The 18,549-nt window shown below is 61.2% G+C and carries 15 protein-coding genes; 3 read left to right on the top strand and 12 right to left on the bottom strand.

Annotated elements, in window-relative coordinates:
* Positions 1-34 precede the first annotated feature (34 nt).
* Positions 35-1,093 (top strand): quinolinate synthase NadA, encoded by a 1,059-nt coding sequence (gene nadA, locus ABTV87_RS22755; protein ID WP_433898401.1) that lies wholly within the window; start codon positions 35-37, stop codon positions 1,091-1,093.
* Between the two features lie 58 nt (positions 1,094-1,151).
* Here the strand turns inward: nadA and ABTV87_RS22750 are convergent, their stop codons facing one another.
* The 12 genes from ABTV87_RS22750 to arcD (ABTV87_RS22695) all read right to left on the bottom strand — a co-directional run bounded on the left by ABTV87_RS22750 (position 1,152) and on the right by arcD (ABTV87_RS22695) (position 15,812).
* Positions 1,152-1,640, bottom strand: a complete 489-nt coding sequence (locus tag ABTV87_RS22750) for an RDD family protein (RefSeq protein ID WP_085606612.1) — start codon at positions 1,638-1,640, stop codon at positions 1,152-1,154.
* 96 nt (positions 1,641-1,736) lie between these two features.
* The gene (locus ABTV87_RS22745; RefSeq protein WP_007951194.1) at positions 1,737-1,949 is read right to left on the bottom strand and encodes a cold-shock protein; all 213 of its coding nucleotides are present in this window, start codon (positions 1,947-1,949) and stop codon (positions 1,737-1,739) included.
* Between the two features lie 404 nt (positions 1,950-2,353).
* Positions 2,354-3,475: a glycine cleavage system aminomethyltransferase GcvT gene (gcvT, locus tag ABTV87_RS22740; RefSeq protein ID WP_221533956.1), complete on the bottom strand. Its 1,122-nt coding sequence runs from the start codon at positions 3,473-3,475 to the stop codon at positions 2,354-2,356.
* 93 nt (positions 3,476-3,568) lie between these two features.
* A complete protein-coding gene (locus ABTV87_RS22735; RefSeq protein ID WP_433898400.1) occupies positions 3,569-4,945 on the bottom strand; it encodes an L-serine ammonia-lyase in 1,377 nt (458 codons plus the stop codon).
* A 191-nt stretch (positions 4,946-5,136) separates the two neighbouring features.
* Positions 5,137-7,989: an aminomethyl-transferring glycine dehydrogenase gene (gcvP, locus tag ABTV87_RS22730; RefSeq protein ID WP_433898399.1), complete on the bottom strand. Its 2,853-nt coding sequence runs from the start codon at positions 7,987-7,989 to the stop codon at positions 5,137-5,139.
* A 10-nt stretch (positions 7,990-7,999) separates the two neighbouring features.
* Positions 8,000-8,383, bottom strand: coding sequence for a glycine cleavage system protein GcvH (gene gcvH / locus ABTV87_RS22725; protein WP_007951190.1), 384 nt, complete (start codon positions 8,381-8,383; stop codon positions 8,000-8,002).
* 426 nt (positions 8,384-8,809) lie between these two features.
* Positions 8,810-10,318: a sigma-54-dependent transcriptional regulator gene (locus ABTV87_RS22720; protein ID WP_039766033.1), complete on the bottom strand. Its 1,509-nt coding sequence runs from the start codon at positions 10,316-10,318 to the stop codon at positions 8,810-8,812.
* Between the two features lie 198 nt (positions 10,319-10,516).
* Complete coding sequence (locus ABTV87_RS22715) at positions 10,517-10,879, bottom strand: DUF5064 family protein (RefSeq protein WP_085606600.1); 363 nt, start codon at positions 10,877-10,879, stop codon at positions 10,517-10,519.
* A 62-nt stretch (positions 10,880-10,941) separates the two neighbouring features.
* Positions 10,942-11,871 carry a carbamate kinase gene (gene arcC / locus ABTV87_RS22710; protein WP_007951187.1) on the bottom strand — a complete coding sequence of 310 codons (930 nt, stop codon included), beginning with the start codon at positions 11,869-11,871 and terminating at the stop codon, positions 10,942-10,944.
* Positions 11,872-12,013: 142 nt separating this feature from the next.
* The gene (locus tag ABTV87_RS22705) at positions 12,014-13,024 is read right to left on the bottom strand and encodes an ornithine carbamoyltransferase (protein WP_433898398.1); all 1,011 of its coding nucleotides are present in this window, start codon (positions 13,022-13,024) and stop codon (positions 12,014-12,016) included.
* Between the two features lie 69 nt (positions 13,025-13,093).
* The gene (gene arcA / locus ABTV87_RS22700) at positions 13,094-14,350 is read right to left on the bottom strand and encodes an arginine deiminase (RefSeq protein ID WP_433898397.1); all 1,257 of its coding nucleotides are present in this window, start codon (positions 14,348-14,350) and stop codon (positions 13,094-13,096) included.
* A 34-nt stretch (positions 14,351-14,384) separates the two neighbouring features.
* A complete protein-coding gene (arcD, locus tag ABTV87_RS22695; RefSeq protein WP_085606595.1) occupies positions 14,385-15,812 on the bottom strand; it encodes an arginine-ornithine antiporter in 1,428 nt (475 codons plus the stop codon).
* Between the two features lie 450 nt (positions 15,813-16,262).
* On the opposite strand from arcD (ABTV87_RS22695), the gene arcD (ABTV87_RS22690) reads away from it, so the two are divergent.
* Together arcD (ABTV87_RS22690) and ABTV87_RS22685 are read left to right on the top strand one after the other, a co-directional pair.
* A complete protein-coding gene (gene arcD / locus ABTV87_RS22690; RefSeq protein WP_007951183.1) occupies positions 16,263-17,690 on the top strand; it encodes an arginine-ornithine antiporter in 1,428 nt (475 codons plus the stop codon).
* Entirely contained in the window at positions 17,687-18,538 is an 852-nt protein-coding gene (locus ABTV87_RS22685) for a DNA-3-methyladenine glycosylase family protein (RefSeq protein ID WP_433898396.1), read from the top strand. The genes arcD (ABTV87_RS22690) and ABTV87_RS22685 overlap by 4 nt, the downstream gene beginning before the upstream one ends.
* Positions 18,539-18,549: the final 11 nt, after the last annotated feature.

Genomic DNA, 18,549 nt, shown 5'->3' with positions numbered 1-18,549 from the left:
CTTTCGCGCGAATGCGCCTGCAGGTCTTGCGAACATGACGCAGATTTCCGAACGCCTTCTGGTACAAGCCCACCTCGACGCCAAGCAGCCCAAGCCGCTGACAGCCGAGGAAGAGGCTTATTACCGTTCCGCCATCGCCGCCGAGCTCAAGGCTCAGGACGCGGTGCTGGTTGCCCACTTTTATTGCGATCCGATCATCCAGGCCCTCGCCGAAGAAACCGGCGGTTGCGTGTCCGATTCCCTGGAAATGGCCCGCTTCGGCAACGCCCATCCGGCCAAGACCGTGGTGGTCGCCGGCGTGAAATTCATGGGCGAGACCGCGAAGATTCTCAACCCTGAAAAACGCGTGCTGATGCCGACCCTGGAAGCGACCTGCTCGCTGGATCTGGGTTGCCCGGTGGACGAGTTCTCGGCGTTCTGCGATCAGCATCCGGAACGCACCGTGGTGGTGTATGCCAACACCTCGGCGGCGGTCAAAGCCCGGGCCGACTGGGTAGTGACCTCCAGCTGCGCACTGGAAATCGTCGAGAGCCTGATGGACAACGGCGAATCCATTATCTGGGGCCCGGACAAGCACCTGGGCACCTACATCCAGCGTCAGACCGGCGCTGACATGTTGCTCTGGGACGGTGCCTGCATCGTTCACGAAGAGTTCAAGTCCAAGCAGCTGGAAGACATGAAAGCGCTGTACCCGGACGCTGCCATTCTGGTGCATCCGGAGTCGCCGACCTCGGTGATCGAACTGGCGGACGCCGTCGGTTCCACCAGTCAGCTGATTGCCGCCGCGCAATCGCTGCCGAACAAGACCCTGATCGTCGCCACCGATCGCGGCATCTTCTACAAGATGCAGCAGCTGTGCCCGGACAAGGTCTTCATCGAGGCGCCAACCGCCGGTAACGGCGCGGCGTGCCGCAGCTGTGCACATTGCCCGTGGATGGCCATGAACACCCTTGAACGCACGCTCAAGTGCCTGAAGGAGGGCTCGAACGAGATCTTCGTCGACCCGGCTCTCATTCCTCAGGCGATCCGCCCGCTCAAGCGCATGCTCGATTTCACTCAGGCCGCGCGGATGAAGCTGGCCGGTAACGCCTGACCTTGAGCCGCAAACAAAAACGCCCCGATTGGATCGGGGCGTTTTTGCATCTGGAGGATTATTTGGTTTTCTTCGGGATTCGCACGAGCTGTGTGTCGGAGTAGATGTCATGCCAGGCGCGTTTCTGTTTGTCGAACAGCGACCAGAAGAATCCCAGGCCCAGGCACAGCCACGACGCAATCGACACCATGAACCGGAGCAACGCCTGCCACAGACTGATCGCAGTGCCATCGGCGTTCTGCACACGAATGCCCCAGACCTGCATGCCCAGGGTCTGCCCGGCGTGGGTCCAGAACTTGGCGAAGAAGCCGAACAGCACCAGCAGCAGCACAGTGGAGTACAGCGGATCGCCATCCAGTTGCCCGGCGTCGGTCAGAACCCGCAGACGCTCCTCACCGATGATCGCGGCCTGAATCATCTTGTAGACGCCACCGGTCACGATCAGCAGGGCAGTGCACAGCAGAAAGTCATAGAACATCGCTGCCAGACGACGGCCCAGGCCGACGGCGGGGAAATCGCCCTGGGGAGTGAGCAGGTGTTTCGACATGGCAGCCTCTGGACGGAAAGTGAAGCGCCATTTTACGGATTTGCGCCCACAAAAAAGCCCCTGATATCAATATCAGGGGCTTTTTCGTAACAGAAATCAGGCTTCTGCGATGACTTCGTCAGCTTGCATGCCTTTCTGGCCTTGCACTGCAACGAAGGTCACTTTCTGGCCTTCTTTCAGGCTCTTGAAGCCGTTGCCCTGAATGGCGCGGAAATGCACGAACAGATCCGGACCGCTTTCTGGAGTGATAAAACCAAAACCTTTCTCGTCGTTAAACCACTTGACGGTACCGCTCTGACGTGTGGACATTTCTTATTTCCTTTGACGCATAAATTGATGACAGTCTCTTCCTCATGAAAGAGTACTGGGGCTGGTTGCAGGAGAGTAAGAAGACGTCGAACGGGATGTAGCTAACTTGTAGGCTACTGCCCAGGTCACGATTCCAAGCTGACCCATGCAAACACAGTGGACAAACTCTACGCCAACTACGGGAGGAAAAACAAGCCCTGTGAGGGCCCCGGTTTTCCTGCGCTTGCTGGCACTTAGTCGGTCCACTAGTCCGGCTTATTCGATTGGCTTGTTCAATTGTTTTCGAACGTTATAAGCCAAGTTCATATTCGAATCGAATTTAAACAGAGTGCACTGTTTTATGGCGATTGCGTTACACATTAGTGCACGCATAACGCAATCGCGTTACTTATAGAAACAGTCAATCAACCGCGATAGTAGCGTTGTGGAACAAATGGCATTTTGCTTACAAGCAATGGCACCTTTTTCCCACGAACAATCGCCCAAACTGGCGTGTCGAGCGCGACGTAGGCGCTGTCCAGGTAACCCATGGCCAGCGGGCCGCCCAAGGTCGGGCCGAAACCGCCGCTGCACACGCTGCCGATGATCTCGCCCGCTTCGTTGACGATCTCTGCACCTTCACGGACCGGCGTACGCTCTTGTGGCAGCAGGCCGACGCGTTTGCGCTGAACGCCGTTCTGCTGTTGAGCGAAGACCTGTTCTGCACCCGGGAAACCACCGGCGCGCGCACCGTCGGCACGCCGAGGTTTGGAGATTGCCCACAGCAGGCTGGCTTCGATCGGGGTGGTCTCGGTGTTCATGTCGTGGCCGTACAGGCACAGGCCCGCTTCCAGACGCAGCGAGTCACGGGCGCCGAGGCCGATGGCGGCGACTTCCGGTTCAGCCAGCAGGGCGCGGGCGAGTTTTTCTGCGTCGGCTGCCGGAACCGAGATTTCGAAACCGTCTTCACCGGTGTAGCCCGAACGGCTGACAAAGCAGTCAACGCCCAGCAGCTTCACGCGGGTGAATTGCATGAAAGTCATTTTCGCCACTTCCGGCGCCAGGCGTGCCAGCACGGTCACGGCGGCCGGGCCTTGCAGGGCGAGCAGGGCGCGTTCTTCGAACAACGGCTCGATCTTGCACTGGTCGCCGATGTGTTTTTGCAGATGGGCCAGGTCCTGGTCCTTGCACGCGGCGTTGACCACCAGGAACAACTCGTCGTTGCCCAGGTTGGCGACCATAAGGTCATCGAGGATGCCGCCGGTTTCGTTGGTGAACATCGCGTAGCGCTGCATGCCCACCGGCAGGTCGATGATGTCTACCGGCACCAGGGTTTCCAGGGCTTTGGCGGCATTGGCGCCGGTCAGGCGAATCTGGCCCATGTGCGAGACATCGAACAGCCCGGCCTGCTCACGGGTGTGCTGGTGTTCTTTCATCACGCCCAGCGGGTATTGCACCGGCATGTCGTAGCCGGCGAACGGCACCATGCGGGCGCCGAGTTCGATGTGCAGAGCGTGCAGCGGGGTTTTCGACAGTTGTTCGGACATGCGTGACTCCTTGATTCACACCAACCCTCTCCCGGAGGGAGAGGGGGCCAGTTTTGTGTTCTCTCCCAAAGGGAGAGCGAGTTAATGGCGCGATCAGCACTCGATAATGTTGACCGCCAGACCGCCACGGGCGGTCTCCTTGTATTTGCTTTTCATGTCGGCGCCGGTCTGGCGCATGGTGCGGATGACCTTGTCGAGGGAGACGAAATGCTGCCCGTCTCCGCGCATGGCCATGCGCACGGCGTTGATCGCCTTGACCGAGCCCATGGCGTTGCGCTCGATGCACGGCACCTGAACCAGCCCGCCGATAGGGTCGCAGGTCAGGCCGAGGTTGTGTTCCATGCCGATTTCAGCGGCGTTTTCCACTTGTTGCACGCTGCCGCCGAGCACTTCGCACAACGCGCCGGCGGCCATCGAACAGGCCACGCCGACCTCGCCCTGACAGCCGACTTCGGCGCCGGAGATCGAGGCGTTTTCCTTGTACAGAATGCCGATGGCCGCGGCGGTGAGCAGGAAACGCACCACGCCGTCATCGTTCGCGCCGGGAATGAAGCGCATGTAGTAATGCAGCACCGCAGGAATGATCCCCGCCGCGCCATTGGTCGGTGCCGTGACCACGCGCCCGCCGTTGGCGTTTTCTTCGTTGACGGCCAGGGCGTAGAGGTTGACCCAGTCCAGCACCGACAGCGGATCGCGCAGCGACGATTCCGGGTTCTTGCACAGTTGCCGGTGCAACGCCGCCGCCCGCCGCTTGACCTTGAGGCCACCCGGCAGAATGCCTTCGTTGCGACAGCCGGCAGCCACGCAGTCCTGCATCACTTGCCAGATTTTCAGCAGACCGGCGCGGGTTTCCGCTTCCGGGCGCCAGGCGCTTTCATTGGTCAGCATCACCTGGCTGATCGACAGACCATAGGTGGCGCAGTGACCGAGCAAGTCCCTGGCACTTTTGAACGGGAAGGTCAGCGGGGTGGCGTCTTCGACGATGCGGTCGGCGCCGGCCGCGTCTTCGTCGACCACAAAACCGCCGCCGACCGAGTAGTACTCGCGGCTGCGGATCTGCAATCCCGCCGCATCGAAGGCACGGAAGATCATGCCGTTGGGGTGATAGGCCAACGGCTTGCGGATCATTGCCAGGTGTTCTTTCTCGTTGAACGCAATGCTGTGCTCACCGAGCAGGTTCAAACGCCCGTTGCCACGAATCTCCGAGAGGCGGGCGGCGACGGTTTCGGTATCCACGGTGTCCGGGTGTTCACCTTCCAGACCCAGCAGCACGGCCTTGTCGCTGCCGTGGCCCTTGCCGGTGGCGCCGAGGGATCCATACAACTCGACCCTGACGCTGGTGGTGGCCGACAACAGGTTTTCCCGACGCAGGCCTTCGACGAAGCGCGCAGCTGCGCGCATCGGGCCGACGGTGTGGGAGCTGGAGGGGCCGATGCCAATCTTGAACAGGTCGAACACGCTTAACGACATGGTTGTTCTCCGGTTTCTTGTTATAGGAATTGGCGGGATTTCAGGCTTGATGCATTTCCTTGTGGGAGTGAGCTTGCTCGCGAAAACGGAGTGCCAGTCGGCTGATCTGCCGCTTTCGCGAGCAAGCTCGCTCCCACAGGGTTTTGTGGTGTTCTTGAAGTTGGGGGCGTGGTGGCCGCCCCCTCATTCGTTTAAGCGTAGCTTTCGATCGACGGGCAGGCGCAGACCAGGTTGCGGTCGCCGAACACGTTGTCGACGCGACCGACCGGCGGCCAGTACTTGCCTTCGATCAACGACGCCACCGGGTACACCGCCTGCTCGCGGCTGTACGGGTGAGTCCACTCGCCGACCAGCTCTGCCGCAGTGTGCGGAGCGTTCTTCAGCGGGTTGTCGTCCTTGTCCAGGGTGCCGTTTTCCACCGCGCGGATTTCTTCGCGGATGCGGATCATGGCGTCGCAGAAGCGGTCCAGTTCTTCCTTGGATTCGCTTTCGGTCGGCTCGATCATCAGCGTGCCGGCCACCGGGAACGACATGGTCGGGGCGTGGAAACCGAAGTCGATCAGGCGCTTGGCCACGTCATCGACGCTGATGCCGCTGCTGTCTTTCAGCGGACGCAGATCGAGGATGCACTCGTGCGCCACCAGACCGTTGCTGCCGGTGTACAGCACTGGGTAGTGCTCTTCCAGGCGACGGGAAATGTAGTTGGCATTGAGGATCGCCAGCTGCGAAGCGCGCTTCAGGCCTGCGCCACCCATCATGCGAATGTACATCCAGGTGATCGGCAGAATGCTCGCGCTGCCGAACGGTGCTGCGCAGACCGCGCCTTCCTTGCGTTCCATGTGGCCGTGGCCCGGCAGGAACGGAGTCAGGTGCGATTTCACGCCGATCGGGCCGACGCCCGGGCCGCCACCGCCGTGCGGAATGCAGAAGGTCTTGTGCAGGTTCAGGTGCGAGACGTCGCCGCCGAACTTGCCCGGTGCGCAGAGGCCGACCATCGCGTTCATGTTGGCGCCGTCGATGTACACCTGGCCGCCGTTGTCATGAATGATGCCGCAGATTTCGCGAATGCCTTCTTCGAACACGCCGTGGGTCGACGGGTAAGTGATCATCAGCGCCGCGAGATGTTCGCGGTGCTCGATGGCCTTGGCGCGCAGGTCTTCGATGTCCACGTTGCCACGGGCGTCGCACGCGGTCACGACCACGCGCATGCCGGCCATGTTGGCGGTCGCCGGGTTGGTGCCGTGGGCGGACGACGGGATCAGGCAGATGTCGCGACGGTCTTCGCCACGGCTCTGGTGATAGGCGCGAATCGCCAGCAGACCTGCGTACTCACCCTGGGAACCGGCGTTCGGTTGCAGCGAGATCGAGTCGTAACCGGTGGCGGCGCAGAGCATCGCTTCCAGTTCGTCGGTCAGTTGCTGGTAACCGGCGCTTTGCTCGGCCGGGGCGAAGGGGTGCAGGGCGCCGAATTCGGCCCAGGTCACCGGGATCATTTCGCTGGCGGCGTTGAGCTTCATGGTGCACGAGCCCAGCGGGATCATGGTGCGATCCAGTGCCAGGTCCTTGTCCGCCAGTTTGCGCAGGTAGCGCATCAGCTCGGTTTCCGAGTGATAACGGTTGAAGACCGGATGGCTGAGGATCGGCGACTGGCGAACCAGCGCGGCTGGAATGGTGCTTTGCGCGGCAGCGGCCAGAGCAGCGAAATCCGGCAGGGTCTTGCCGTCGGCGAACAGGCTCCACAGGGTTTCGATGTCGGCCTGGGTGGTGGTTTCGTCGACCGACAGGCCCAGACGCTGGGCGTCTATCACACGCAGGTTGATCTGTTGGGCGCGGGCCTTGTCGTGCAGCGCGGCAGTTTGCGCGCCGGTGGCCAGGGTCAGGGTGTCGAAGAAGCTGGCTTGCTCGACGGTCACGCCCAGTGCGCTCAGACCCTTGGCCAGGATCGCGGTCAGGTGATGCACGCGGTTGGCGATCTGGGTCAGGCCTTTCGGGCCGTGGTACACGGCGTACATGCTGGCGATGTTGGCCAGCAGCACTTGCGCGGTGCAGATGTTCGACGTGGCTTTCTCGCGGCGGATGTGTTGCTCGCGGGTCTGCATCGCCAGACGCAGGGCCGGCTTGCCGAAACGGTCAACCGAAACACCGACCAGACGGCCCGGCATGTCGCGCTTGAACGCATCTTTGGTGGAGAAGTAAGCCGCGTGCGGGCCACCGAAGCCCAGCGGCACGCCGAAACGTTGGGCGCTGCCGATGGCTACGTCGGCGCCGAATTCGCCCGGCGGGGTCAGCAGAGTCAGGGCCAGCAGGTCGGCGGCCACGGCCACCAGTGCGTTGGCCGCGTGGAAGCGTTCGGTCAGTTCGCGGTAGTCGAACACATCACCGTTGCTGGCCGGGTATTGCAGCAGCGCGCCGAAGAACGGCGTCACGTCGGTCAGCTCGCGCTCATCGCCCACGACCACGTCGATGCCCAGCGGCTCGGCACGGGTGCGCAGTACGTCGAGGGTTTGCGGGTGGCTGTGGATCGAAGCGAAGAACTGGTGGCTGCCCTTGTTCTTGCTCAGGCGTTTGCAGAAGGTCATGGCTTCGGCAGCGGCGGTGGCTTCGTCGAGCAGGGAGGCGTTGGCGATCGGCAGACCGGTGAGGTCGCTGATCAGGGTCTGGAAGTTCAGCAGCGCTTCGAGACGGCCCTGGGAGATTTCTGGCTGGTACGGGGTGTAGGCGGTGTACCAGGCCGGGTTTTCCAGCAGGTTGCGCAGGATCGGCGATGGCGTGTGGCAGTTGTAGTAGCCCTGGCCGATGTAGGTCTTGAACAGCTGGTTCTTGCCGGCGATGCCTTTGATCATCGCCAGGGCATCGGCTTCGCTCAGGCCATCGTCGAGGCCGAGTACGCTGGTGCCCTTGATGCTTTCCGGAATGACGCTGGCGCTCAGGGCTTCGAGCGAATCGAAACCGAGGCTGTTGAGCATGGCTTGCTCGTCACCGGCGCGCGGGCCGATGTGACGGGCGATGAATTCGTTGGCGGTGCCGAGATTTACTTGGGTCATTTCAGATTCCTCACGCTTCGGCTTGGGCTTTGATCAGGCGGTCGTAGGCGTCCTGATCCAGCAGCTTGGCGACGGCGGAAGCGTCGGCCGGCTTGAAGCGGAAGAACCAGCCTTCGCCCAGCGGGTCTTCGTTCACCAGCTCAGGGCTGTCTTCCAGGGCCGGGTTGGTGGCCAGGACTTCACCATCCAGCGGCATGTAAACGCCGCTGGCGGCTTTTACCGATTCCACGGTGGCGGCTTCAGCGCCTTTCTCGTAAGCCTGCAATTCAGGCAGTTGCACGAACACCACGTCGCCCAGGGCGTTCTGCGCAAAAGCGGTGATGCCAACGGTGACAGAACCATCGGCTTCGGCGCGCAGCCATTCGTGATCTTCAGTAAAACGCAACTCGCTCATGGAATCTCCTAGGGGCCAGACTCGTCTGGTGGACGCGGTGGAATACTCGGGCGGCAATGCCCTGATTTTATGAGCGGTTACTTAGCAAGAACGCGGCCAACGTAAAAATATCGTTATAAATCAATGGCTTGATTGGTTTGTGGGCGAGCGCGATCACGTTGGCTGTAGCGAAATCGCTACAGCGCGGGGCGAAGAAAAAAGCTGAACCGGATCAAAGCCTTGCACAGCGGTGATCGGAGGGGGGTGTAGCGATATCGTTCCGCTGTAGCGCTTTCAGTACAGATGGAGGTCGCTTTTGAACCCCCTGTGGGAGCGGGCTTGCTCGCGAAGGCGTTAGATCAGTCGACATCAATGTTGAATGACACACCGCATTCGTCGGATCGCCGCCCGGAGCAAGCCCGCTCCCACATTTTTGACCGCGCTCGACTACGGTTTGTTGGGGATGCCGTACTTGCGCAGCCGATGGGCAATTGCCGTGTGCGAGGTTTGCAGGCGGCTGGCCAGTTGGCGGGTCGAGGGGTAGCTGACGTAGAGTTTTTCCAGCAGCGATTTCTCGAACGCTTCCACGGCTTCTTCGAGGCTGTCGACGTCAGTGTCGGTCTGGCGCGCCACCGAGGTGCCGGCGATGTCGAGGTCGCCGATGTCCACCAGGCTGCTTTCGCAGATCGCGGCGGCGCGGAAGATCACGTTCTGCAATTGCCGCACGTTGCCCGGCCAGCGGTTGCCGAGCAGCGCCGGGTAAGTGCCCGGGGCGAGGCGGCAGACCGGGCGCTGGATCTGCGCGCAGGCCTGCTGCATGAAATAGCGCGCCAGCAACAGAATGTCCTGACCGCGTTCGCGCAACGGCGGCACTTCAACGTTGAGTACGTTGAGGCGATAGAACAGGTCTTCGCGGAACAGGCCTTCGCTGACCATTTTTTCCAGGTCGCGGTGGGTCGCGCTGAGGATCCGCACGTTGACCTTCACTTCACGATCACCGCCCACTCGGCGGAAGCTGCCGTCATTGAGAAAACGCAGCAGCTTGGCCTGCAAGTACGGCGACATCTCGCCGATCTCGTCGAGGAACACCGTGCCCTGGTTGGCCAGTTCCATCAGCCCCGGTTTGCCGCCGCGTTGTGCGCCGGTGAAGGCGCCGGGGGCGTAGCCGAACAGTTCGCTCTCGGCGAGGTTCTCCGGCAGGGCCGCGCAGTTCAGTGCGAGGAATGGCGCACTGTGCCGGGCGCTGATGGCGTGGCAGGCGCGGGCCACCAGTTCCTTGCCGGTGCCGGTTTCGCCCTGGATCAGTAGCGGCGCATCGAGGGCCGCCACCCGCTGCGCGCGGGCCTTGAGTGTGCGGATTGGCGGCGATTCACCGAGCAGCGCATCGAAACCTTCGGCGTGATCGTGATGCAGCGCCGAGAGTTGTTCGCCGATGCGGTTCGGTTGATACAGGGTGAGCAGGGCGCCAGCGTCGGTGATCGGTGTGGCGTCGAGCAACAGGGTCTGGCCGTTGACGGTGATTTCTCGCAGCGGCAGGCGGAAGCCTTGTTCGAGCAGGGTTTCGAGCAGGCCCGGATCGTTGAACAGTTCCGAAACGCTTTCACCCGCCGGCTCGCGACCGTACAAGGCAATCAGCGCCGGGTTGGCCAGCAGCACCTTGCCGGCGCTGTCCAGCGCCAGCACCGGGTCGGTCATCGCCGCGAGCAACGCGTCGAGCTGCAAGTGCCGACGTTGGCCGGGCAGGATGTCGACCACGGTTACTGCTTCTACACCACGCACGCGAAACAGCGCATCTTTCAGTTCTTCGAGCACTTGCGGGCTCAAGGTCGGGGCGTCGATGTAGACGTTGGGCGGGATCATCTCCACCGCATCCAGATTGAGATTGCGCCCGCCGAGGATAGCCAGGACTTCCTGGGTGATGCCGACGCGGTCGATGAAGCTGACGTGGATACGCATGGGGCGGTTCTGGGTTCTGGAGTGCGGAGGGGGGCAAGTATGCCTTGGGGCGGGGAAATGGTGAAATCTGCGTCCTGCGCTGATCGTTCCCACGCTCCTGCGTGGGAATGCATCCCGTGACGCTCTGCGTCACAGTGGACGCGGAGCGTCCATGGCGGCGTTCCCACGCAGAGCGTGGGAACGATAATTAGAAAAGGGTTACTCGAAATGCTCGGGATTGACCGGATCCCCGGATTTCATATTCAACTTCATGCGGATGTCTTCAAACATCAAATCGTAATGCTTGTGCACCGAGCCAATCTGGCTGTGGCTCTTGGGAATGCCGTATTTTTCGGCGATCTGCGTCACGTTGCGAGCGAAGTTGTAGGCCTCTTCCTTCGGCAGGAAGAAGGGCTCGTTGACCTCTTTGCCCTGAATGCTTCCAACCAGCCGGAACTGTATCCCTTTGCCTTTTTGCGGATCCTGCGACACTTCGTATTCGAGGCGGATGTTGTAGTTGACGTCATCTTGGGTCAACGCATGCCGCTCGATATGCAAATGACCGGGTTCGAACTGGGCCATGGTTTTCTCCTTTCAAGGCATGGGAGAAGGGCAGACTCGAGGTCTGCCCCCGGAGTTTCTTTTTATCGGTAGGTGATGCCCGGCGCTGCCGTGCTGACCCGCGTACCCGCGGTGCCCTGGACGATGGCTTCGATGTCCGAGAGCGAGCCGATCACCGCGACCTTGCCAGTATGGCGCGCAAATTCACAGGCTGCCTGCACCTTCGGCCCCATGGAGCCGGCGGCGAAGCCAAGGCGTTCGAGTTCGTCCGGGTGGGCCTGGGCGATGGCTTTCTCGGTGGGTTTCTTGAAGTCGATGTACGCCGCGTTGACGTCGGTGGCGATCACCAGCAAGTCCGCTTCCAGCTGTTCGGCCAGCAGTGCCGAGCACAGGTCCTTGTCGATCACCGCTTCGATGCCTTGCAGCTTGCCGTGCGCGCCATACATGGTCGGAATGCCGCCACCGCCGGCGCAGATCACGATGCTGCCCTTGTCCAGCAGCCACTTGATCGGGCGGATTTCGAAGATGCGTTTCGGCCGTGGACTGGCGACCACGCGGCGGAACTTGTCGCCGTCCGGGGCGATGGCCCAGCCTTTTTCGGCGGCGAGTTTTTCTGCTTCGGCTTTCTCGTAGACCGGGCCGATCGGTTTGGTCGGGTTCTTAAAGGCCGGGTCGTTGGCGTCGACTTCGACCTGGGTGAGCAGGGTGGCGAACGGGACTTCGAAGTCCAGCAGGTTGCCCAGTTCCTGTTCGATGATGTAGCCGATCATGCCTTCGGTTTCGGCACCGAGCACGTCCAGCGGGTAAGGAGTGACGGAAGTGTAGGCCGCTGCCTGCAACGACAGCAGGCCGACTTGCGGGCCATTGCCGTGGGCGATGACCAGTTGGTTGCCGGGATGGATCTTGGCGATTTGCTCGGTGGCGATGCGGATGTTGGCGCGCTGGTTGTCAGCGGTCATCGGCTCACCACGGCGGAGCAGGGCGTTACCGCCCAGAGCTACGACGATACGCATGGTGCATGTCCTTTTTTCGTGTTGATCGTTCCCACGCTCCGCGTGGGAATGCATCCCGTGACGCTCTGCGTCACAGCGGACGCGGAGCGTCCGTGGCGGCATTCCCACGCAGAGCGTGGGAACGATCAGTGCCAAAGTCGGGTTACAGATCAGCCAGGGTCGACACCAGAATCGCCTTGATGGTGTGCATGCGGTTTTCCGCTTGCTCGAAGGCGATGCAGGCAGGCGACTCGAACACGTCGTCGGTCACTTCGATGCCGTTTTTCAGGTGCGGATACTTTTCGGCGATCTGTTTGCCGACCTTGGTATCGCTGTTGTGAAACGCCGGCAGGCAGTGCATGAACTTGGTGCGCGGGTTGCCGGTGGCTTTCATCAGCTCGGCGTTGACCTGATACGGCAGCAGTTGCTGGATACGCTCGGCCCAGGCTTCCACCGGCTCGCCCATCGATACCCAGACGTCGGTGTGGATGAAGTCCACGCCTTTGACCGCAGCTTTCGGGTCTTCGGTCAGGGTGATGCGCGCGCCGCTTTCCTCTGCGTATTTTTTGCAGCGATCGACCAGATCATCGTGGGGCCACAGGGCTTTCGGCGCGCAGATGCGCACGTCCATACCGAGTTTGGCGCCGACCAGCAGCAGCGAGTTGCCCATGTTGTTGCGCGCGTCGCCCAGGTAGGCGTAGCTGATCTCGTGGATCGGCTTGTCGGCGTGCTCACGCATGGTCAGCACGTCGGCGATCATTTGCGTTGGGTGATATTCATCGGTCAGGCCGTTGAACACCGGTACGCCGGCGAACTTGGCCAGCTCTTCGACGATTTCCTGCTTGAAGCCACGGTACTCGATGGCGTCGTACATGCGACCCAGCACGCGGGCTGTGTCCTTCATGCTTTCCTTGTGGCCGATCTGCGAAGAGTTCGGATCGATGTAGGTGACGTTGGCGCCCTGGTCATAAGCGGCGACTTCGAATGCGCAGCGGGTACGGGTCGAGGTTTTTTCGAAGATCAGGGCAATGTTGTTGCCCTTCAGGTGTTGTTGCTCGGTACCGGTGTACTTGGCGCGCTTGAGGTCGCGGGACAGGTCGAGCAGGTAACGCAGCTCACGTGGGGTGTGGTGTTCCAGGCTGAGCAGGTTACGGTTGTGAATGTTGAACGCCATGATGATTCTCCTTGGATTCGGTAATCGGCCCAGCCGCGACAGGGTCAGCGCGGCCGGGGAGATGGTCGTTTAGTAGTCGATTGGGTCGCGCACGATCGGGCAGGTCATGCAGTGGCCGCCACCACGGCCACGGCCCAGTTCGCCGGCGCTGATGGTGATGACCTCCACCCCCGCCTTGCGCAGCAGGGTGTTGGTGTAGGTGTTGCGGTCGTAGCCGATGACCACGCCCGGCTCCACGGCCACCACGTTGTTGCCGTCATCCCATTGCTCGCGTTCGGCGGCGAAGCTGTTGCCGCCGGTTTCGACGACGCGCAGTTTCGGCAGGTTGAGGGCTTTGGCCACGACGTCGAGGAAGGTGCCTTCTTCACGACGGATGTCGATGCCGCCCTGTTTGCTTTCGTCAGGGCGCAGGGTGAAGGCGACGATCTGGCTGACCACTTCCGGGAAGATCGTGACGAGGTCGCGGTCGCAGAAGCTGAATACGGTGTCCAGGTGCATCGCCGCGCGGGACTTCGGCAGGCCGGCGACGATGACTTTTTCCACGGCCTTGTTCTTGAACAGGTTCAGCGCCAGTTGGCCGATGGCCTGGCGGGATGAACGCTCGCCCATACCGATCAACACCACACCGTTGCCGATCGGCATCACGTCGCCGCCTTCGAGGGTCGAGCTGCCGTGATCCTTGTCCGGATCGCCGTACCAGATCTCGAAATCGGCGTTGGTGAATTGCGGATGGAATTTGTAGATGGCGGTGGTCAGCAGGGTTTCCTGACGGCGCGCCGGCCAGTACATCGGGTTCAGCGTCACGCCACCGTAGATCCAGCAGGTGGTGTCGCGGGTGAACTGGGTGTTCGGCAGCGGCGGCAGAATGAAGCTGGAGTGGCCGAGGAAGTCGCGGAACATCTGGATGGTCTTGCCACCGAAGCTGTCCGGCAGGTCATCGGCGGACACGCCGCCGATCAGGAACTCGGCGATGTGTCGCGGCTCCAGGCTTTTCAGCCAGGATTTGACTTCGTTGATCAGGCCCAGGCCCACCGAATCCGCGGTGACCTTGCGCTCAAGGATCCAGTCCAGCGCTTCGGGGTTGGCAACGATGTCGGTCAGCAGGTTGTGCATTTCCAGCACGTCGATCCCGCGCTCACGCATCTTGGTCACGAAGTCGAAGTGGTCGCGCTTGGCTTGAGCGACCCACAGCACGTCATCGAACAGCAGTTCATCGCAGTTGTTCGGGGTCAGCCGCTGATGGGCCAGACCTGGGGAGCAAACCATGACTTTGCGCAGTTTGCCGGCTTCGGAATGGACGCCGTACTTAACTTTTTCCGTGGTCATTTCAGTGATCCTCCAGAGAGAAAACGTTGGGCAATTACAGAGTCAGGAAGCCGTCATACAGTCCGTAGGCTGCCACCAGGGCGCCCACGACCACTGCGGCGAAAATCAGCTTCTCGACGTTGGTGAAAACCGGTTGTTTGAGTTCGAGCTTGGCCTTGGCGAACAGGATCGCGCCGGGCGCATAGAGCAGGGCCGAGAGCAGCAGGTACTTCACGCCGCCGGCGTAGAGCAGCCAGACCGCGTAGATCAGGGCGATGGCGCCGATGATCAGGTCCTTGCGCCGTTCGGCCGCGAAGCCTTCGTAGCTTTCGCCGCGCACCGCCAGGAGCAGGGCGTAGGCCGCCGACCACAGGTACGGCACCAGAATCATCGAAGTGGCGAGGTAGATCAGCGACAGGTAAGTGCTGGCCGAGAACAGGGTGATGATCAGGAACAGCTGCACCATCGCGTTGGTCAGCCACAGGGCGTTGACCGGCACGTGGTTGGCGTTCTCCTTGCGCAGGAACTCCGGCATGGTGTGGTCCTTGGCGGCGGCGAACATGATCTCCGCACACAGCAGCACCCACGACAGCAACGCCCCCAGCAGCGAGATGATCAGGCCGACGCTGATCAGCACCGCGCCCCAGTGACCGACCACGTGCTCCAGCACGGCGGCCATCGACGGGTTCTGCAGTTTGGCCAGTTCCGGTTGGGTCATGATGCCCAGCGACAGCACGTTCACCAGCACCAGGAACAGCAGCACGGTGATGAAACCGATCACGGTGGCTTTACCCACGTCCGAACGCTTTTCCGCCCGGGCCGAGAAGATGCTCGCGCCTTCGATGCCGATGAACACCCACACGGTGACCAGCATCATGTTGCGCACCTGGTTCATCACACTGCCCAGGTCCGGGTTTTTCACGCCCCAGATGTCGGCGGTGAAGATGTCCAGTTTGAAGGCGAAGACCGCGATCAGCACGAACAGCAGCAATGGCACGACCTTGGCGACGGTGGTCACGAGGTTGATGAACGCCGCTTCCTTGATCCCGCGCAGCACCAGAAAGTGCACGCCCCACAGCAGGACAGAGGCGCCGATCACGGCTGCAACGGTGTTGCCTTCACCGAAAACCGGGAAGAAGTAACCGAGGGTACTGAACAGCAGAACGAAGTAACCGACGTTGCCCAGCCAGGCACTGATCCAGTAACCCCAGGCCGAGGAGAAACCCATGTAATCGCCGAAACCGGCCTTGGCGTAGGCGTAGACACCGCCGTCCAGGTCAGGCTTGCGATTGGCGAGGGTCTGGAAGACGAAAGCGAGGGTGAGCATGCCGACAGCGGTGATGGCCCAGCCAATCAGTACCGCGCCGACATCGGCACTGGCGGCCATGTTTTGTGGCAAAGAGAATATCCCGCCACCGATCATTGAACCGACTACCAATGCAACCAGTGCACCTAGTCGTAGTTTTCCGGGAGCTTCAGACATTGCATGACTCCATTGCAGGAGAGAAGAGTTCACAGCGTAGTTCTGTTGGCTTTTCAAACAGCTGACTTAGATCAGTGCATAGTCACATTCCATTGTTAATGAATGACTTATGAAACGTCTGGAGGCATAAAGCTATTGTCTGGAAGGCCCGTCCTAGAGGCCTTTTGTCCGAAGTGGTTAAGAATGGATCCTATTACTTTCGAATTATCACGCTAGTTCCTTTTCAGGTTTTGGCAAATTTTTCACCGCTGTTTTCAGTACAGAATTGATTTATTAGGATTCGCGCACAAAACTGTCTGAGCGTGCTAGGGCGTTAGCGCCAATGGCTATATATAAAGGGCGCAAGTTGGCGTTATTCAATAAACGTCATTACGCTTTATCCATTTAGTTAAAAGCCGGTTGCATAACGGTTTCGCGGCATTCGCCGCTCTGGAACTTGGAGACGCTGGAATGTCGCAACCGACGCAAAAGCTGCGCCTTGGCGCACTGATCGCCCTGGTGGTGGGGTCGATGATTGGCGGGGGGATATTTTCCCTGCCGCAGAACATGGCGGCCCGCGCCGATGCCGGCGCCATCCTGATCGGCTGGGGCATCACGGCGATCGGCATGCTCACCCTGGCCTTCGTGTTCCAGACCTTGGCCAACCGCAAACCGGAACTGGACTCCGGCGTGTATGCCTACGCCAAGGCCGGGTTCGGCGACTACATGGGGTTCTCTTCGGCGTGGGGTTACTGGATCAGTGCCTGGCTGGGCAACGTCGGGTATTTCGTGTTGCTGTTCAGCACCCTTGGCTACTTCTTTCCGGTGTTCGGTCAAGGCAATACGCCGATTGCCATCGGCTGCGCTTCGGTGTTGCTGTGGGCCGTGCACTTTCTGGTGATGCGCGGGATCAAGGAAGCCGCGCTGATCAATCAGTTGACCACCGTGGCCAAGATTATTCCGCTGATCATGTTCGTGGTCATTGCCGCCGTGGCCTTCAAGGCGGACGTGTTTACCCGCGATATCTGGGGCCGCAGCAACCCGAATTTCGGCGGCGTGATGGATCAGGTGCGCAACATGATGCTGGTCACCGTGTTCGTGTTCATCGGTATCGAAGGCGCCAGCGTTTACTCGGCGCGGGCGGAGAAGCGCTCGGATGTGGGCCGCGCCACGGTGATCGGTTTTATCGGTGTGCTGGCGCTGTTGGTGCTGGTCAACGTGTTGTCGCTGGGGATCATGAGCCAGCCGGAACTGGCGACCTTGCAGAACCCGTCGCTGGCCGCCGTGCTGGAGCACATTGTCGGGCCATGGGGCGCGCTGCTGATCAGCGTGGGCCTGGCCATTTCGTTGCTCGGTGCGTTGCTGTCGTGGGCGCTGTTGTGCGCGGAGATCCTGTTCGCCACCGCCAAGGACAATACGATGCCGGCATTCCTGAAAAAGGAAAACGCCAACCACGTGCCGGTCAACGCGTTGTGGCTGACCAACGTGATGATCCAGATTTTCCTGCTGATCACGCTGTTTTCCGCCGGCACTTACACCAGCCTGATTTACCTCGCCTCGTCGATGATTCTGGTGCCGTATCTGTGGTCGGCAGCCTATGCCGTGTTACTCAGCGGACGGGGTGAAACCTATGAACATGCCTCCGCCGAACGCACCAAGGATCTGCTGATCGGCGGCATCGCGCTGTGTTACGCGGTGTGGCTGTTGTATGCCGGCGGGGTGAAATACCTGCTGCTCTCGGCGCTGCTGTATGCGCCGGGCGTGATCCTGTTCGCCAAGGCCAAGCATGAGCAGGGCGAGCCGCTGTTCACCACGCTCGAGAAGGGGATTTTCACCTGCGTCATCGCCGGGGCCGGGCTCGCGGCCTACGGGTTGTACAGCGGCGTGTTGTCTCTGTGAGGTTACGGCTCGACTATCGCGGATCCTGTGACTGGCCGGCGTTGCTCGGGTTTCTCGCGGCCCGGGCGGTGACGGGGATGGAGACGGTGGTCGATGGCGTGTATTCGCGCAGCATCGGGTTGAACGGGCTTCACGGCACGGTTTCGGTCTGGCCCGGTGAAGGTGATGCGCTGGAGGTGGAACTGGATTTCCCGGATCCGTCGGCGGTTCCCGAGATTGTTGCGCGCTTGCGACGGATGTTTGATCTGGATGCGGATCTGCCGACCATGCAGCGGCATCTGGCAGCAGATCCGCTGCTTGCGCGGCTGATCGCCGAGCGCCCGGGGTTGCGGGTGCCGGGAGCGTGGGATGGTTTGGAGTTGGCGTTTCGGGCGGTGCTGGGACAGCAGATCACTGTGGTCGGAGCGATTCGGCTGGCGGGGAAACTGGTGGCGCAGTATGGCGAGCCTTTGCGTTCTTCAGTGCCGGGGCTGACTCATGTCTTTCCTCAGGCGTCGGTTTTGGCGGTCGCTGATCTGGCGGCGCTGGGGATGCCGAAAAGTCGCGGGCGCACCTTGTCCGGGGTGGCGCAGGCGTCGCTGGACGATCCGCTGCTGTTTGCCTCCGGGACGGCGCGCTTGCTGGCGCTGCACGGGATTGGTGACTGGACGGCGCAGTACATCGCTCTGCGGCAGTTGCGGGATATGGACGGGTTTCCGACTGGCGATGTGGGATTGCTGCGGGCGTTGGAGGTGCTGGAAGGGGAGCGGATGACGGCGCGGGAATTGTCTGTTCGGGCAGAGGCCTGGCGGCCGTTTCGGGGGTATGCGGCGCAGGTGTTGTGGGCGTCTTTGAGTCGTGCGGATTGATATCCGCACGC

Origin of the sequence: Pseudomonas sp. PSE1(2024) (assembly GCF_050990555.1) — a bacterium.
GTDB classification, from domain to species: Bacteria; Pseudomonadota; Gammaproteobacteria; order Pseudomonadales; family Pseudomonadaceae; genus Aquipseudomonas; species Aquipseudomonas aphyarum.
The sequence above is the reverse complement of the archived record's forward strand: the minus strand, read 5'-3'. Positions and strand labels throughout refer to the sequence as shown.

Bases quoted from the DNA above. Each gene is read 5' to 3' on its own strand.
- nadA (WP_433898401.1), top strand. From the start codon at position 35: ATGACGCAGATTTCCGAACGCCTTCTGGTACAAGCCCACCTCGACGCC.
- ABTV87_RS22750 (WP_085606612.1), bottom strand. From the start codon at position 1,640: ATGTCGAAACACCTGCTCACTCCCCAGGGCGATTTCCCCGCCGTCGGC.
- ABTV87_RS22745 (WP_007951194.1), bottom strand. From the start codon at position 1,949: ATGTCCACACGTCAGAGCGGTACCGTCAAGTGGTTTAACGACGAGAAA.
- gcvT (WP_221533956.1), bottom strand. From the start codon at position 3,475: ATGTCCGAACAACTGTCGAAAACCCCGCTGCACGCTCTGCACATCGAA.
- ABTV87_RS22735 (WP_433898400.1), bottom strand. From the start codon at position 4,945: ATGTCGTTAAGCGTGTTCGACCTGTTCAAGATTGGCATCGGCCCCTCC.
- gcvP (WP_433898399.1), bottom strand. From the start codon at position 7,989: ATGACCCAAGTAAATCTCGGCACCGCCAACGAATTCATCGCCCGTCAC.
- gcvH (WP_007951190.1), bottom strand. From the start codon at position 8,383: ATGAGCGAGTTGCGTTTTACTGAAGATCACGAATGGCTGCGCGCCGAA.
- ABTV87_RS22720 (WP_039766033.1), bottom strand. From the start codon at position 10,318: ATGCGTATCCACGTCAGCTTCATCGACCGCGTCGGCATCACCCAGGAA.
- ABTV87_RS22715 (WP_085606600.1), bottom strand. From the start codon at position 10,879: ATGGCCCAGTTCGAACCCGGTCATTTGCATATCGAGCGGCATGCGTTG.
- arcC (WP_007951187.1), bottom strand. From the start codon at position 11,871: ATGCGTATCGTCGTAGCTCTGGGCGGTAACGCCCTGCTCCGCCGTGGT.
- ABTV87_RS22705 (WP_433898398.1), bottom strand. From the start codon at position 13,024: ATGGCGTTCAACATTCACAACCGTAACCTGCTCAGCCTGGAACACCAC.
- arcA (WP_433898397.1), bottom strand. From the start codon at position 14,350: ATGACCACGGAAAAAGTTAAGTACGGCGTCCATTCCGAAGCCGGCAAA.
- arcD (WP_085606595.1), bottom strand. From the start codon at position 15,812: ATGTCTGAAGCTCCCGGAAAACTACGACTAGGTGCACTGGTTGCATTG.
- arcD (WP_007951183.1), top strand. From the start codon at position 16,263: ATGTCGCAACCGACGCAAAAGCTGCGCCTTGGCGCACTGATCGCCCTG.